The following is a 15,747-nucleotide window of genomic DNA, read 5'->3' on the forward strand; positions in this document are numbered from 1 at the left end:
GCCGGCGGGGTCGGCGCCGCATCGGCCGCCATCGACGCACGCCTGCGGCGGGTCATTCCATCAGGTGATGAGCAGGTCCGACCTCGGTTAGCCGGGCGATGTGACGTCGCGGAGGACTTGCTTGGCGCGCTCGATTCCGGTGTGGCCGTCGAAGTCCGGCCAGTCGTGATAGTGGACATGCGGATTGCGGATCAGGAACTCGGAGACGACCTGCATGGTTCGGACGGCCTTGACGAAGTCGACGCCACCGAGTCCCGTCAGCGCTGTCGGCACGGTCATCCGGCCGACAGCGCCGAGCGGGCCACCGAGACCGCCACCGAGGATGTTCGATTGCAGGAACTGCAACACCGCAACCGCAAACGGCACCGACAGCTCCGCGTGGACGAGCAGGTCGTAGAACTGTTCCAGCAGCGTGTCGTTGGTCGTCGTCGCATACATGTCACCGTCGAGCACGAAATCGAAGGTGCGGTCGCGGAACTCCTGGGGCGTGTAGTCGCCGGAGATTCCGGCCCCCGCAGGGTTGTTGCCCAGCAGAGTGCGTCCCGGCGGACGGCACGGCGACCCGAAGGTGATCACGCGCCGCACATCGTCGGCGCGGTGCGCGAGCGGCCCGCCGTCGGCCATGAGCGTCATCAGCCGCACCACGACTTCGGCACCCTGGCTGTATCCCGCGAGGATGAACGGGCCCGGATTCAGCAGGATCAGCCTGATCCCCTCCCCGACGCCGAGCGCCACCGACTCCCGGTAGCTGGTGTGCGGGTCCGGATTGAGAAATCCACTGGCGGGGTACGCGACCGGTTGATTGCGGACCCGGCGCTCACCTTCGAGCGCCGAGCCGACGTCGAACGGTGGTCCCTGACTCCAATGTCCCCAAGTGCCCGCGAAGCTGTAGTACAACGGCCGGGTCCCGGCTGGTGGAATCCGGTCGAAGTTCAGTCCGAGCCTGCGCAACGTCGTTGTGTCGGCCGTGCCGGGTTCGGCGACATCGAGCCCCGCCCGGCGCTGAAATTCCGCGACGACCGCGGTCGTGGCTGGGCCGTATTCCCCGTCCACGACCAATCTGGAGTAGAGCGGGAAGTCACGGTTGAGCGTCGCCTGGAGTACCCCGACGAGCTCTCCACGATCTCCGGGCCTGAGGATCACGGTCATCGGAACAGCCCGCGGGCTCTCGGGGGCAACGCCCCTCCGTCGTCCGCATTCATCTCGAGGAATGTCACGATCGTGTCCCCCAGTGGTCCAGTCACGATATTTGCCATCGCTCGATCGCCATGAGCTGGGCGAAGGTCGAGAGCTGGCCTCTTGGCCATCATCCACCCAGGTTCGACCGAAAGATAGAGGCCGAGACCGATTTTTGATCCGTTCCGGCGTTGGCCGCTCAGGGAGCGGGGAGGTCCTTGTAAGTCTCGAGGATGCTCCGGATCGAGGGAGTGACGAACAGTTCCCGGTCCAACGACGCCCACAGGTACCCGGCGTGGGCGGAAAGGCGGATGGGGCCGGTGGCTTTCACGTCGACGGCGAAGTGCAGACGCCGCACCGGCTTTCCGGCTGGGGACAGGTAGTCGAAGTCACCGACGTGGTGTCGGATGCCGGTGACGGTCAGGCCGGTTTCCTCGCGGACTCCCCGCGTCAGTGCCGCGGCAACGGACTCGCCGGGTCCCACGGTGGCGCCGGGGAGTTTGTGGGTCGGCCGGACGGGGCCGGTGCTGTTCGCTTTCAGGAGCAACACTTCTCCGCCACGGTCGATGATCGCACCGACGCGTAACCCGAATCCGTCGCGTTCGCCGCGCGGTAGGACCTCGTCGTACAACGGCATCGACATCGGTGCATTCACCAACCTTCGGTAGGGCAGAGTAGCCGCGTGTTGTCGTAGTCACTCGGTGGTGACTTCCTGTCAATTGTGCCTGGCGCCAGGCACATCCGGCGATGATCGCGGCCGAATTTCTTCGCGCGAATACCTCTCCTTCGGGCCGCCTAGCCGTTTCAGATCGAGTTAGGTTAGGTTTACCTCCATGGTGGATTATGCCGTGGAGGCGGAGGGTCTCGTCAAACGGTTCGGCGGGGTGACCGCGCTGGATGGGCTCGGTTTCGCGGTGGAACGAGGCACGATCGCGGGGGTGCTCGGACCGAACGGCGCGGGGAAAACGACAACAATCGATGTACTGACCACACTGCTGGTTCCCGACGCGGGTCACGCGCGGGTCGCCGGTCACGATGTGGTGGCCGACGCGGGAGCGGTGCGGTCGGTGATCGGTCTGACCGGGCAATTCGTCGCCCTGGACGAGAACCTGACCGCGCGCGAGAACCTGGCCCTGTTCGGTCGGCTGCTGAAACTGGGACGTCGGCGGGCGGCGGAGCGCGCCGAGGAACTCCTGAGCCGCTTCGACCTCAGCGATGCCGCCGATCGGCGCAGCGGCACCTTCTCCGGCGGCATGCGGCGACGGCTCGACCTCGCGGCATCCCTGATCGGCCAACCGGAAGTGCTCTTCCTCGATGAACCGACCACCGGTCTCGACCCGCGCAGCCGCGCGGTGCTGTGGGACGTGGTCCGGGACCTGCGCGACGACGGCATGACCATCCTGCTCACCACCCAATACCTGGACGAGGCAGACGAACTGGCCGACCGGATCGTGGTGGTCGACCACGGCCGTGTCATCGCCGACGGCACCGCCGACGAGCTGAAGGACCAGGCCGGGGGTTCGGTCTGCCACATCACCGCGGCCGAAGGCGACCGCCCCCGGATCGCCGCCGCGCTGGCGGATATGACCGGGCTCGCCGAGGTGACCGACGGCGTCGCCGTCGCCGCGTCGGGTGCCGCGACGCTGGTCGATGTCGTGCGCAAGCTCGATGCCGCCGAGATCGCCGTCGACGACATCGCCCTGCGCCGCCCGACCCTCGACGACGTGTTCTTCCGCCTTACCGGGCACCCGAGCGTCCCCGGCGAGACAGCGGACACCCCGTGACGACGACCATCGCCGCATCAGAAGCCGTTGCCGCCGCGCCCCGCCCACATCCGTCGATGTGGGCAGACACCGCAATCCTGGCCGGTCGCCACCTGCGGTTGATGAGCAGACGCCCCGCATCCATCATCGGCGCCGTCGTGCTGCCGCTGATCTTCGCGACGATGTTCTACGTCGTGTTCGGCACCGTGGTCGAGCGCCGGATCGGCAGCGGCTACGGGCAGTATCTGCTGCCCGCGGTGATTCTGCAGGCGATGCTGTTCACTGCCATGTCGGCGGCCATCCTGTCGGTCGAGGACGTGACCGGCGGCATGATCCGCAGGCTCCGCTCCATGGCCGTCTCGCCGATCGCCCCGGTACTGGGACTGGTCGGCGCGGAGCTGACCCGTGCGCTGCTGACGATCGCGGTCCTGCTTCCCGCCGGCGCCGTCATGGGCTTCCGCCTCGGTGGTGGTGTGCTCGCATCGATCGGATTCGGCCTCATCGCACTGTTTTTCGCCGCGGTGGTGTGCACCGGGTTCGTCGCGATCGGTTTCGCGGCGGGCAAGGTGGACTCGGTGCAGGTGATCACCAATGTCATCTTCTTCCCGTTCCTGCTCGTGTCGAACGCCTTCACACCGACCGAGGCGTTCCCGGAGTGGTTGCAGCCGTTCGTCGCCAACCAGCCACTCAGCCGCACCGCCGACGCGCTGCGTGCGCTGGCCGACGCCGAGGCAGCCCTCGCCAGGCCCGTCACGATCGCCCTGCTGTGGTTGAGCGGCGGGTTCGTCGTGTGTGTCGCGGTCGCGGCCCGTGCCTACCGGAGGTCCTTGTGAACGAAACCCGCACCCCGACCGGACCCCGCCCGCACGTGCTCATCGACGGATGGGCACTCACGATCCGCGCCATCCGGGTGACGCTGCGCAACCCCGTCCTGCTGATGATGGCGACGTTCTTCCCCCTCATCCTGCTGGTGCTGATGACGGTGTCGTTCGGCTCGCTGGTCGCCCCCGGCGGCAGCCGGGCCGACTACGTGAACTTCAGCCTGCCGCTGTTCGCCGTGATGGGCATCGCGTTCGCCGGGCTCGGCACCGCGATGACGACCTTCGACGATCTGCACTCGGGATTCGACCGCAGGCTACGGGCGATGCCGATCGCTCGAGCGGCCCCGCTGATCGGGCGCATCGCCGGGGACACGGTGCGCAACCTGATCACCCTGCTCGCGGTGATCGGGGTCGGCTATCTGCTCGGATTCCGTTTCACCGGCGGAATGCTCGGTGTCATCGGATTCCTCGTGCTGCCGCTGCTCTTCGGCACCGGGGTCGCCTGGATGATGGTGGCGATCGCGGTCTACGCCAAGTCCGGGGAGGCGGTGGGTTCGGCGCTCAACGCGATCCTGCTGGTGGCCTCGTTCCTGTCGACCGGATTCGTCCCACGCCAGGATCTCCCGTCGTGGATCCAGCCCGTCGCCGCCGCCAACCCGGTGTCGTCGGTGGTGGAGGCGATGCGCGGGCTGGCGGCATCCGGACCGGTCGCAGCGCCCACCTGGCGCGCGCTGGCGTGGACCGTGGCGCTGACGGTGGTTTTCGCGACGCTCGCCCTTCGCGGATACCGCAGACGTTGAAGCCCGCGCCGGCGGCACCACCTGTTGTGGCACCTACGCCGCGTGCGTCAGTCGCGTGGCGGCCGCGCCGACGGTCGGTCCGGCGCTGACCAGCACGCGCATGAACCGATCCTGTTCCCACGCACCGCGAGTCGCCGCGCGGTCGAGCCCGCCGGGAAGCCAGCATGGTCGAGGTGACCCAACGCGGGCCTGGTGCGGGGTCAGCCCCATCGGCGCGTACACCGCCGCCCAGCGCCGACGCAGCGACCTGGCCACCTGCATCAGGAGGTCGCTCTCGTTGTCGGGCATAAACCCGCCTCTCGCTTTGTATCCCCTACCGGCCGGGTCGTCGAGCTCGGCGACACTACGGCGCTGATCGAGGACGGCGGACGCTACGCCCGGCTCAACGGCGCCGCCGAGGTCGCGGCAGCCTGACCGGACAGCATCGCACCGCGCACCTCGGCGCCCCGCCCTGATCCGAAGACGGGCCGCATCGAGACCGGCCACGTGATCACGTCTCGGCCGGGCATACAGAACATACCCCCAACTATGTAAGGTAAGCCTACACACAGACAAAGGTAGGTAGATCCATGCGCATCGTGTCGTTCGGTTTCCAAACTTGGGGCCGCAAGACCCTGCAGGCTCTGATCGACTCGGAGCACGAGGTGGTCCTCTCGGTCACCCATCCGGCCGCGGAATCCTCCTACAAGGCGATCTGGAACGATTCGGTCGAAGAACTGGCCACCGAGCACGGGATTCCGGTCCACCTCACCGAACGTGCCGACGCCGAGACCATCGATCTCGTCAAGCAGGCCCAACCCGATGTGATCGTGGTCAACAGCTGGTACACCTGGATGCCCGCGGAGCTGTACGACATGCCGCCCCACGGCACCCTGAATCTGCACGATTCGCTGCTGCCGAAATTCACCGGGTTCTCGCCGGTGCTGTGGGCGCTGATCAGCGGCGCCGAGGAATTCGGCCTCACCGTGCACCGCATGGACGAGCAACTCGACACCGGCGACATCCTGGTCCAGCAGCGCCTGCCGATCCCGCCCGGCGCCACCGGCACCGAGCTCGTCCTCGCCGGCATGGAGTTGATCCCCGGTGCGGTGCACGAGGCCCTCGCGGCCCTCGAGAACGGCACCGCGGTGTGGACGCCGCAGAACAAGGCCGAGCGCACCTACTTCCACAAGCGGTCCGATCGCGACAGCCGGGTCGACTGGTCCCTGGACGCGGCCGATTCGGAGAGGTTCGTGCGGGCACTGTCGGCGCCGTATCCGCGCGCCTACTCCTACTACCGCGGTGAGCGCATCGAGATTCTCGACGCGGTGATCTCCGAGGCACGCTATGGCGGCACCGCGGGCCGGGTCATCGTGCAGGAAGGTGGCGGCGCGGTCGTGTGTGGCCCCCAGCCGCACCGGGGTGGCAACCACGCGTTGGTGATCACCCGCGTCCGCAGCGCGGCGGGCACCGAGCACGACGGTGCCGAGTTCTTCGCTCGCGGTGGCTATCTCACCGACGATCCCGCCTGAGTTCCCGGTTTCGCAGCGCCCGGCCGACGGCACGGGCGCTGTCTTCCACCACTTCTCTCCCAGCTTCTGAGGCACCATGATTCCCCACGGTTCGATCCCTGCTGTCCGCCCGCTCACCGCGGCACAACGCGAGGTGTGGTTCGCTCAGCAATTGCTCGGACCGGTGCCACTCACCGTCGCCCAGTATGTCGACCTGCGCGGACCGCTCGACCTCGCGGCATACCGCCGCGCGGCTCACCTGGCCGCGCGCGATCTGGGCGCCTACGTGCGCTTCACCAACGTCGACGGGCAGCCGGGACAGGTACACGACGACGGCATGCACGACCACATCGCCGTCGTCGACTACAGCGGGGAATCGGACCCGGAGGCCGCCGCCCGAGCCTGGATGCAGGCCGATCAGCGCGCACCGTTCGACCTGGTCACCGATCCACCCATCGTGACCACGGTCGTGCGGCTGAGCTCGGACCGTCACCTGCTCTACACCCGTGCCCATCACCTGGCGCTCGACGGCTTCGGTGCCGTCCGCATGCAGCACCTGCTGAGCCGCCACTACACGGACCTGGTGGCGGGGGACGAAACACCTTCGGCCGCAATCGATTCGACGGCGGTGCTCACCGCCGCGGAGCAGACCTACCTGGGCTCGCGGCGATATGGAACCGACCGCGAATACTGGCGCGAGCAGCTCGCCGCCCTGCCGGCCCCAGCGACCCTCGCGACGCGACCCGGCGCTCCCGATCCGCTCCCGATCCACGCCCGCGCCGAGCTGCCGGAATCGCTGGTCGAGCGCCTGCGCACGCGCGCCGGCTTCCCCGGCAACGCGCCTGTGCTGATCGCGGCGTTCGCCGCGTTCCTCAGCAGGCTGACCGACACCGACTCGGTCAGCCTGAGCCTGCCGGTCACCGCACGCACCGCCGCCGCGCTGCGCGAATGCGGCGGCATGACATCGAATATCGTGCCGCTGCGCTGCTCGGGCACCACCGTCGGCGCCGCCATCGCCCGCGCGCGTGCGCAGCTGAGCGGGGCACTGCGCCACCAGCGCTATCGCGGTGCCGAGATGGTCCGCGACAGTGGGCGCCGAGCCGAGTCGCTGAGCTTCGGACCCGCGGTCAACATCATGAACTTTCACACCGAACTGCTGCTCGGCCCGGCGCGCGGCACCATCGAACTGCTGTCCACCGGTCCGGTCGAGGATCTCGCGCTCAACGTGTATCCGGTGACCGGTTCCGGGTTGCGGGTGGAGTTCGAAGCCAACCGCCATCGCTACACCGAGGCCGAGGTCACCGCGCATCTGGCTCGGTTCGTCGGCTTCCTGACGGCGCTGGCCGACGCTGCCGACGATGTTCCGATCGACCGGTTGCCGATCCTCACCGCCGCCGAGGCGGGGCTGCTCGTGCCCTGGTGCGGACCGACGGCGGGGGCACCGGCCACCCTCAGTGCGCTGATCACCGCCGCCGTCGCGGCCGACCCGGACGGCATCGCCGTCGTTTACGGCGAGAAGCGCTGGACCTACCGCGAATTCGATGCGTGGACCGACCGCCTCGCCGGTGCGCTGCAGACCGCGGGTGCCGGCCCCGAGACCTTGGTCGCGATGGTCATGGAACGTTCCGCCGCCTCGGTAGGGGCGGTCTGGGCGATCACCAAGACCGGGGCCGGTTTCGTGCCGATCGACGTGGGATACCCGGCCGAGCGCATCGCGCACATCCTCGGCGACTGCGGTGCCACCCTCGGCGTCACCGGCGTCGAGCACCCGGCGGATCTGCCCGGATCGGTCCACTGGACGATCGTCGACCCCGATGCGGCGCCGGACGCCGAGCTGCGACAGCCGGTCCCCGCCCGGCCCGAGCACCCCGCCTATCTCATCTACACCTCCGGTTCCACCGGCGTCCCCAAAGGTGTGCTGGTGACCCACGGTGGACTCGCGAACCTGGCGGCCGAGCGCCGCGACCGGTACGCGTTGCGCCCCGGCGCCCGCACCCTGCACCACGCCTCCCCCGGTTTCGACATGGCGGTCGGCGAGATCCTGTGCGGGCTGGCCGGAGCGGCGACGCTGGTGGTGGCCCCGCGCTATGTGATGGCCGGGCCCGACCTGGCCGAGCTCATGCGGCGCGAGCGGGTGACCAACGCCATCATCACCCCGGCGGTGCTGGCCACCCTCGACCCCGAGACACTGCCCGACCTGCGTGTGCTCGGAGTCGGCGGGGAGGCGATCCGCCCCGATCTCGTGTCCGCCTGGTCGCGAACCCGGTTGATGCGCAACGGATACGGCCCCACCGAGGCCACCGATATCGCGACCATCGCGGAGCTGACGCCGGACCGGTCGGTGACGATCGGCGCGCCCCTGCGCGGATTCCACGCACTGGTGCTGGACGCCCGATTGCGCCCGGTGCCGCCCGGGGTCATCGGCGAGCTCTACCTCGGCGGCCCGGCCCTGGCCCGCGGCTACCACGGACGGCACGCATTGACCGCGGACAGATTCGTCGCCGACCCGTTCGGTCCACCCGGTGGGCGGGTGTACCGCACCGGTGACCTGGTGACCCTCACCGCCGACGCCGAGCCCGAACTGATCTACCACGGCCGCAGCGACTTCCAGATCAAGGTGCGCGGTCACCGCATCGAACCGGGCGAGATCGAGACCACGCTCACCGGTCTCCCCGGCGTCGGCCGGGCCGCCGTCACCGCCCATCAGGACGCGAGGGGCACCCATCTGGTGGCCTACCTGGTGCCGGACGGTCCACTCGAGGTGGAGCTGGTGCGACTCCAGGTCGCCGAACAGCTGCCCGCGTATCTGCGGCCCAGCGCCTACCTCGTACTCGACACCTTGCCGCTGACCCCCAACGGCAAGCTCGACACCCGTCGCCTGCCCGCGCCGGTGTTCGGTCACCACGGTTCCCGGCCCGTCTCCACGGACTCGGAGCGAAGGGTGGCGGCGGCCTTCACCGAGGTTCTCGCGATCGAGGTGCCCGGTGCCGAGAGCGAGTTCTTCGAACTCGGCGGGACCTCACTCACCGCGACCGCGCTCGCGGCACGCCTCGGTATCGGTGTCCGCACCGTCTTCGACGCGCCGACCGTCGCAGCACTGGCGCTACGACTCGACGATCCCGAGAACCCGGCCGAGGACGCACCGGTGCCGCGAACCCGGCCCGAACACCTGGCGCCTGCCCCGGCGCAGCTGCGGATGTGGCTGCTCAATCAGCTGTACCGGGATTCGTCGGCGTACCATTTGCCGATCGCGTTGCGCCTGACGGGATCTCTCGATATGACGGCACTCGATGCCGCGGTGCGCGATGTGGTGGACCGGCACGAGGTGCTCCGCACGGTGTATCCCGCCGGCGGCACCGGGCCCCAGGTGCGCATCCTGACCGTCGACGCGGCCCTGGGCGGTGCACCGCTGATCGCGCGCGCACTCGACCCGGCCGGGCTGGATGCCGAACTCGCGGTGGCGGTCGCCGCGCCTTTCGACGTCACCACCGACGCGCCGATCCGGCTGGCACTGTGGAATCTCGGTCCCGACGACCATGTGCTCGCGCTGGTCGCCCATCACATCGCCGCCGACGGCTGGTCGCACGGTCCGCTCGTGGCCGACCTGTCCGCGGCGTACACCGCGCGAGCGGACCGGCGGCAACCGCCGTGGGAGCCGCTGCCGCTGCAGTACGCCGATTACACGCTGTGGCAGCACCGGCGGCTCGGTGATCGACACGATCCGCGCTCCCGCGCCGCCCATCAGCTCGCCCACTGGGTGCATGCGCTGAACGGCGCGCCCACCCAGCTGCCGCTACCGACCGATCGAGTCCGCACTCCTGGCTCAGGCAGGCCGGGCGGTACCGGCGCGGTGGTCGAGTTCGAGATCGGCGCCGACATCGGGACGGCGCTGGCCGAGCTGGCCCGCCGGCACAACGCGACGGCGTTCATGGTCGGCTACGCGGCGTTCACCGTGCTGCTCGGTGACCTGGCCGGGATCGCGGACGTGACGGTCGGGACCCCCGTCGCCGGCCGCGGACACCCCGCCCTCGACCGCTTGGTCGGCATGTTCGTGAACACCCTGCCACTGCGCCTGACCCTCGATCCGCGCGAACACTTCACCACCCTGCTGACGCGCGCCAGGGAGGTGACGCTCACCGCGCTCGACAACGCCGACGTCCCCTTCGATCACATCGTCGAAGCGGTGAATCCGCCACGCGACACCAGCAGGCACCCGCTGTTCGAGGCCGTGTTCTCCTACGAGAACCTGCCCGCGTCGCCCTCGCTCGACCTCCGCGGACTGACCGTAACACCTGTCGATATCCCTTGGTCAACAACACATTTCGACCTCGCCCTGACGCTGCGTGAGCAATCGGGCACCGGTGGATCGACAGGGAGCCTGCGCTACGCCACCGACCTCTACGACGCGGCGACGGTGGCCGGGTTCGCGGCGCGGTTCCTCGACATCCTGACGACGATCGCCACGCATCCCGAGGCGACTGTCGCGCAGCTGTCCGGCACGGCCCGGCCCGGTCTGCCCGAGCGTGCGGCCCGGAAAAGCGACATCGCCGCCGGCGCGCCTATCCGTGACGGCGTGCCGGCGACCGTGCGCGAGCTCGCCGTAGCGCAGGTGTTCGCCGATGTGCTGGAACGGGATTCGGTCACGATCGACGACAGTTTCTTCGATCTCGGCGGCACCTCGCTGCTGGTCTTCACACTCCGGTCGGAGCTGCGGACCCGGCTCGGCATCGATGCCGACCCGCGCCTGCTCTTCGAAGCGCCGACGCCGCGCGCGGTGACCGCGGCGGTGACGGCCGAAGCAGGCGCGGCGGCGGCCGGGCACTGGACCGACATGCTGATCGCCGACGCGAGCCTGGATCCCACAATCACTGTGCCGCAGGCGTTCCCGGCGCCCCCGACCTCGGCCGGCGATGTATTCCTGACCGGCGCCACCGGATTCGTCGGCATCCATCTGCTGCGCGAGCTGCTCGACCGCACCGCATCGCGCGTCTGGTGTCTGGTCCGCGCCGAGGACGCCGACGACGTGCGCCGCCGCCTCGAAACGACGCTCCAGCGGTACGGGCTCGAGACCGAGGGGCTCGCCGATCGGGTCGTGCCGGTACCGGGCGACCTCGCGGCGCCGCGCTTCGGGCTCCCCACCGACACCTGGGCCGAGCTGGCCACGCGGATCGAGGTGATCTACCACAACGGCGCCCGCGTGAATCATCTGGAATCCTATGCCGCCCTGCGTCCGGCCAATATCGCCGGAACCGTCGAGATCCTGCGGCTGGCGGTCGACACCAGGGTGAAGGCCCTGCATTTCGTGTCCACCGTGTCGGCGGCGGTCGGTGTCGGGCACACCGGAATCGTCACCGAGCGCACGGCGATCACCGCCGATCAGGTGCCGCGCAACGGGTATCTGGCCACCAAATGGGTGGCCGAGCAGCTGGTTCTCGCGGCAGCCGGACGCGGGTTGCCGGTCGCGGTGCACCGGCCCGGCCTGGTCGCCGGATCGATCAGCAGCGGCGCGAACAGTGCCGATGACGCGTTCTGGACGCTCATCCGTTCGGCCGCCCACCTCGGAGTCGCGCCCGACATCGAATCCGCCGACGTCACCTTGGCCCCGGTGGACTACGTGGCCCGCGCGCTGGTCGCACTCGCCACCGGGCGGCAGCCGAACACCGAGATCTACCATCTGGTCAACAGCGCGCCCACCAATGTCGGCGACATCCTGAACACCCTGCGCCGCAGCGGTTTTCCCGTCGAAACGGTGTCGGTGGCCGACGCCGCCGAGCGACTGGCCGGGCAGATCGCCCAGCACGCCGACCTCATGCGCGCGGCACTCGTCGCCGACAATTACCTCAACGGCGGCGGCGACGCCCTGATCGTCGACGACACCGGCACCCGAGCGGTTCTGGCTCGATCCGGTGTGCGTTGTCCGGCCATCGATGCCGCTGTCCTACAGCGCTATATCGACGGTTTCATCACCGCGGGTCTGCTACCGACCCCGGTCGCCGACCCGTCCGAGGTCCGCTAGTCGGCTGCGGCCATGACGATGGTGACGCCGCCCGTCGGCAGCTGGCGCCAGTTGCCGACGGGCGCGTGGGCGGTCGCGGCGATTCGCCCGACTTCGCCATAGCGACGTATTCGGCGTCGATGCCGGACTCCTGCCTGCCGAATCGACTTTCTGATTTTGGTTCAGAAAACTCTTGACCTCTCGGGTGGGCCACCCCTAGGCTCAGATTTACTGATTCTGGTTCAGAAACTGGAGGTGCGATGGGCGTCAATCGGCGCGGTGAGGCGTCGCGAGCGGCACTGCTCGAGGCGGGCAAAGCCGCGTTCAGCAGCCAGCGCTACGAAGAGGTCTCGATCGTGGACTTCGCGCGCTCGGCCGGTGTGTCCGCGGGTTCGATCGGCTACCACTTCGGCGGCAAGCGTGGCTTCTACCTGGCGGTTCTCGAGCAGGCGGCCGAAGAGTTCTGGGGTGACCTGCTGGCCATGCGTGGACCGGCACTGGATCGGTTGAGCCGCGGAATCGACCGGCTGCTCGACGAGGCCGAGCACCAGCCACGAGCGTTCGAAGCACTGTTCGCCGATGTCGCCGACAGCGAAGTCCGCGAGATTCGCGATCTGCACCGGGTGCGGGTGACCGACGCGCTGGTGATGGAGGTGACCGGTTCGGATTCTTCGCCGGTCTTGCGTGCCTCGATCGGCGGTTTCGTGTCGTTCATCGAGGGGCTGGTAGTGAACTGGAGCCGCACCCCTGACATCACCCGCGACCAGGTGAAAGACCTCGTCGTCGGCACCATGTTCGGCACCATCTTCGCCGCGCTGCGCACCGACCCGAACATCGAGCTGAGCCAGCGGGCTATCGACGCCGCTCTCTCGGATCCCCAAGCTGGGGCCTTCCTCGGCCCCCTGTCCACCATGTCGACGACGACGGAGTGATCACTGATGTCTGAAGTACTACCCACCGGTCCCTCGCGGATCGTCGAGACACCGCTCGCGCGAGCGATCGCGTGGGTCGTCGGCCCCCGCGGGCTGCGCAGCCGAAACGCGCTGCGTCGCGAGGTCGAGGGCAAAGTAGTTGTGATCACCGGGGCATCCTTCGGTGTCGGTGAGGCGACCGCGAAATGGTTCGCCGCCGCCGGTGCCCGTGTGGTCATCGCCGCCCGGTCGATGGACCGGCTGCTCGAGGTGGCCGACGAGATCAACGCCGCCGGTGGCGAGGCCTACCCGTACCGCCTGGATCTGACCGATGAGCAGTCGATCGCGGAGTTCGCCACCTCGGTGCGCTACGACCTGGGCGAGGTCGACGTCCTCATCCACAACGCAGGCAAGTCCCTGCGCCGCTCGATCCACCTGTCCTACGACCGCCCCAAAGACATCACCGCCACATCGGGCGCGAACTACCTGGGCCCGATGCGGCTGACGCTGGCTCTGCTGCCCGGCATGCGGGCTCGCGGTAGTGGTCACATCGTGAACGTGTCCACTGTCGGGATCATGTTCCCCAACGCGCCCAAATGGGGGTTCTACCTGTCGTCGAAACTGGCTTTCGACTGGTGGATGCGCGCGGTCGGCGCCGAAGCCCGCGCCGACGGGGTCACCCTGACCACCTTCTACGGCGGTTTGCTGCACACCCGGATGAGCGCGCCGAGCCGCTGGATGCGGGTGCTGCCCGGCCAGACCCCGGCCGATGCGGCGAAGGTCCTGGCCAAGGCGGTGGTGCGTAAGCCGCGCACCATGACTCCGCTCTACGGGTTCCCCTCGGCGGTGCTGGCCACCGTGTTCCGGCTGCCGTTGGAAGTGCTGACGGAACGTATCTTCCGCAACCTCGGCGACACGAAGGCCTCATTGGCGCGGCTGCAGCCGCAGGTCGAGGCCACGCCAACGCTGTCGGCGGTCACTGATTCCGCCGGTGACGATCAGGCGCAGGTGATGACGAATGCCCACTGATCTGAACCACAGCGTGCGTCAGTGGGGTTCGGCGATCCCGGCGGTGCTCGCCTCGGGCATGCTCGCTCCGGTCGGACCCCGCAAAGCCACGGCGCTCGCGCGTAGCTTCTACCGGTACGGGCCGACTCCGGCAATGCTGTTGGCGGCCACCGCGATTCGCCACCCGGACAAGATCGCGATCATCGACGACGCCGGGCAGCTGACCTATCGGCAGCTGCAGCGGCGTGCCGAATCGATCGCCGCGGCGCTGTATGCCGCGAACGCGACCCCACCGAAGTCGGTGGGCATCATCTGCCGCAACCATCACGGATTCGCCGAGGCGATGGCCGCCGGTGCGCAGCTGGGTGCGGAGTTGATCTTCATCAACACCGAGCTGCCTGCCCCGCAGCTCCAGGCCATCCTGGCTCGGCACAACCCTGACGTGCTGATCTATGACGACGAATACGCCGCTACGGTCGAGACGGCCGACTACCAGGGCCTGCGGGTGCTGGCGTGGCGTGAACCGCACGCCGACCCGGCCGGGCTGCCGACACTGGACGATCTGGCCGCTCGTAGGCATCCGGCGCCGCCGCGGGTGCGCCAGGCCGTGAAGATGACCTTGCTGACCTCGGGAACCACTGGCCTGGCCAAGGGTGTGCCGCGGGCGGTGAAGCCCACCGCGATCGTGGCGCTCACGCTGACCGCGATGTCGATCCTGCGGCTGCGGTCCACCGATCGGGTGCTGGTCGCGCCGCCGATGTTCCACGGCTTCGGGCTGCTGTCGCTGCTGGGTCCGCTGGCGCTGGGCGGAACGGCGATCTGCCGCCGCCGCTTCGACGCCGCGACCACCCTCGACGACATCGCCCGCCACCGGGTCACCGTCGTGATCGCGGTGCCTGCCATGCTGCAGCGGCTGCTTGCCGCGCCGGGACTGGCCGAGAATGCTTCGGCGCGTTCGGCCTTGCGGATCATGGTCACCGGTGCCGCACCGATTTCGCCGACCGCCATCTCGAATCTGATCAAGGCCTTCGGCCCGATCCTGGTCAACGGGTACGGATCCACCGAGGCAGGCCTGGTCACCATCGCCACGCCGGCTGATCTGGTCGCCGCGCCCAACACCATCGGCCGCGCCGCGCTCGGGGTGTCGGTACGGATTCTGCGTCCCGACCGCTCCGAGGCCGCACCGGGTGAGATCGGTGAGATCTTCGTGCGCAGCGGTCTGGAGTACACCGGCTACACCCCCGACCCTGCGGCGAAGGTTTCGGCCAAGGAAATCGTCGACGGACACGTCTCCACCGGGGACATGGGACATCTCGATGTTCAGCGACGGTTGTTCATCGACGGCCGCGCCGACGACATGATCGTCTCCGGCGGCGAGAACGTCTTCCCCGGCGAGGTCGAAGACCGCCTGGCCGCCCACCCCGCCATCACCGACGCGGTCGTCATCGGCGTCCCGGATGCCGAGTTCGGTCAAGTCCTCAACGCCTTCATCGTCCTGGGACCCGAAGCCGCGGTGCCGAGCGAGGACGCGCTCAAACAGCACGTGCGCGACGGACTAGAGCGCTACAAGGTGCCCAAGCGGTTCATCGTGCTCGACGAGATCCCCCGCAACGCCGGCGGCAAGGTGCTGCGGGCGAAACTGCACGCCCTGACCGGGTCCTGAACCCGGCCCTGTCCGCAAGGCGAAAACCGCTACCTCGCCTGACCTGCGACGTACCCTATTCCGTGCGCGGACAGCGCACGGAATAGGGGTCTCGACACCGAAGCCTGACGGTATTTATCG

At 68.8% G+C, this 15,747-nt stretch carries 12 protein-coding genes; 8 read left to right on the top strand and 4 right to left on the bottom strand.

Annotated features, from left to right (window positions below):
- Nucleotides 1-87 precede the first annotated feature (87 nt).
- Nucleotides 88-1,149, bottom strand: coding sequence for a peptidoglycan-binding protein (locus tag ACTWPB_RS22300; RefSeq protein WP_446222516.1), 1,062 nt, complete (start codon nucleotides 1,147-1,149; stop codon nucleotides 88-90).
- 226 nt (nucleotides 1,150-1,375) lie between these two features.
- Nucleotides 1,376-1,819: an NUDIX hydrolase gene (locus tag ACTWPB_RS22305; protein ID WP_446222517.1), complete on the bottom strand. Its 444-nt coding sequence runs from the start codon at nucleotides 1,817-1,819 to the stop codon at nucleotides 1,376-1,378.
- 190 nt (nucleotides 1,820-2,009) lie between these two features.
- Between ACTWPB_RS22305 and ACTWPB_RS22310 the strand changes: the two genes are divergently transcribed.
- The 3 genes from ACTWPB_RS22310 to ACTWPB_RS22320 are packed head-to-tail and all read left to right on the top strand — an operon-like array spanning nucleotide 2,010 to nucleotide 4,560.
- On the top strand, nucleotides 2,010-2,960 hold the full coding sequence (locus ACTWPB_RS22310) for an ATP-binding cassette domain-containing protein (protein WP_446222518.1): 951 nt from the start codon (nucleotides 2,010-2,012) through the stop codon (nucleotides 2,958-2,960).
- A complete protein-coding gene (locus ACTWPB_RS22315; protein ID WP_446222519.1) occupies nucleotides 2,957-3,772 on the top strand; it encodes an ABC transporter permease in 816 nt (271 codons plus the stop codon). Before ACTWPB_RS22310 ends, ACTWPB_RS22315 begins: the two co-directional genes overlap by 4 nt.
- Entirely contained in the window at nucleotides 3,769-4,560 is a 792-nt protein-coding gene (locus ACTWPB_RS22320; protein ID WP_446222520.1) for an ABC transporter permease, read from the top strand. Before ACTWPB_RS22315 ends, ACTWPB_RS22320 begins: the two co-directional genes overlap by 4 nt.
- Before the next feature lie 33 nt (nucleotides 4,561-4,593).
- Here the strand turns inward: ACTWPB_RS22320 and ACTWPB_RS22325 are convergent, their stop codons facing one another.
- The gene (locus ACTWPB_RS22325) at nucleotides 4,594-4,848 is read right to left on the bottom strand and encodes a hypothetical protein (protein WP_446222521.1); all 255 of its coding nucleotides are present in this window, start codon (nucleotides 4,846-4,848) and stop codon (nucleotides 4,594-4,596) included.
- Between the two features lie 83 nt (nucleotides 4,849-4,931).
- Nucleotides 4,932-5,078, bottom strand: coding sequence for a hypothetical protein (locus ACTWPB_RS22330; protein ID WP_446222522.1), 147 nt, complete (start codon nucleotides 5,076-5,078; stop codon nucleotides 4,932-4,934).
- A gap of 51 nt (nucleotides 5,079-5,129) precedes the next feature.
- Between ACTWPB_RS22330 and ACTWPB_RS22335 the strand changes: the two genes are divergently transcribed.
- From ACTWPB_RS22335 to ACTWPB_RS22355, 5 genes are all read left to right on the top strand, one after another.
- Nucleotides 5,130-6,071 carry a methionyl-tRNA formyltransferase gene (locus tag ACTWPB_RS22335; protein ID WP_446222523.1) on the top strand — a complete coding sequence of 314 codons (942 nt, stop codon included), beginning with the start codon at nucleotides 5,130-5,132 and terminating at the stop codon, nucleotides 6,069-6,071.
- Between the two features lie 76 nt (nucleotides 6,072-6,147).
- A complete protein-coding gene (locus ACTWPB_RS22340) occupies nucleotides 6,148-12,066 on the top strand; it encodes an amino acid adenylation domain-containing protein (protein ID WP_446222524.1) in 5,919 nt (1,972 codons plus the stop codon).
- Between the two features lie 239 nt (nucleotides 12,067-12,305).
- On the top strand, nucleotides 12,306-12,977 hold the full coding sequence (locus ACTWPB_RS22345) for a TetR/AcrR family transcriptional regulator (RefSeq protein ID WP_446222525.1): 672 nt from the start codon (nucleotides 12,306-12,308) through the stop codon (nucleotides 12,975-12,977).
- Between the two features lie 6 nt (nucleotides 12,978-12,983).
- A complete protein-coding gene (locus ACTWPB_RS22350) occupies nucleotides 12,984-13,985 on the top strand; it encodes an SDR family NAD(P)-dependent oxidoreductase (RefSeq protein ID WP_446222526.1) in 1,002 nt (333 codons plus the stop codon).
- Nucleotides 13,975-15,627 carry an AMP-binding protein gene (locus tag ACTWPB_RS22355; protein ID WP_446222527.1) on the top strand — a complete coding sequence of 551 codons (1,653 nt, stop codon included), beginning with the start codon at nucleotides 13,975-13,977 and terminating at the stop codon, nucleotides 15,625-15,627. Before ACTWPB_RS22350 ends, ACTWPB_RS22355 begins: the two co-directional genes overlap by 11 nt.
- Nucleotides 15,628-15,747: the final 120 nt, after the last annotated feature.

The organism is Nocardia sp. IBHARD005 (genome assembly GCF_052814245.1).

What these genes read in the sequence shown, in the direction of transcription:
- ACTWPB_RS22325 (WP_446222521.1), bottom strand. Translation starts at nt 4,848, where the DNA reads ATGCCCGACAACGAGAGCGACCTCCTGATGCAGGTGGCCAGGTCGCTG.
- ACTWPB_RS22350 (WP_446222526.1), top strand. Translation starts at nt 12,984, where the DNA reads ATGTCTGAAGTACTACCCACCGGTCCCTCGCGGATCGTCGAGACACCG.
- ACTWPB_RS22335 (WP_446222523.1), top strand. Translation starts at nt 5,130, where the DNA reads ATGCGCATCGTGTCGTTCGGTTTCCAAACTTGGGGCCGCAAGACCCTG.
- ACTWPB_RS22355 (WP_446222527.1), top strand. Translation starts at nt 13,975, where the DNA reads ATGCCCACTGATCTGAACCACAGCGTGCGTCAGTGGGGTTCGGCGATC.
- ACTWPB_RS22310 (WP_446222518.1), top strand. Translation starts at nt 2,010, where the DNA reads ATGGTGGATTATGCCGTGGAGGCGGAGGGTCTCGTCAAACGGTTCGGC.
- ACTWPB_RS22305 (WP_446222517.1), bottom strand. Translation starts at nt 1,819, where the DNA reads ATGTCGATGCCGTTGTACGACGAGGTCCTACCGCGCGGCGAACGCGAC.
- ACTWPB_RS22330 (WP_446222522.1), bottom strand. Translation starts at nt 5,078, where the DNA reads ATGTTCTGTATGCCCGGCCGAGACGTGATCACGTGGCCGGTCTCGATG.
- ACTWPB_RS22345 (WP_446222525.1), top strand. Translation starts at nt 12,306, where the DNA reads ATGGGCGTCAATCGGCGCGGTGAGGCGTCGCGAGCGGCACTGCTCGAG.
- ACTWPB_RS22300 (WP_446222516.1), bottom strand. Translation starts at nt 1,149, where the DNA reads ATGACCGTGATCCTCAGGCCCGGAGATCGTGGAGAGCTCGTCGGGGTA.
- ACTWPB_RS22340 (WP_446222524.1), top strand. Translation starts at nt 6,148, where the DNA reads ATGATTCCCCACGGTTCGATCCCTGCTGTCCGCCCGCTCACCGCGGCA.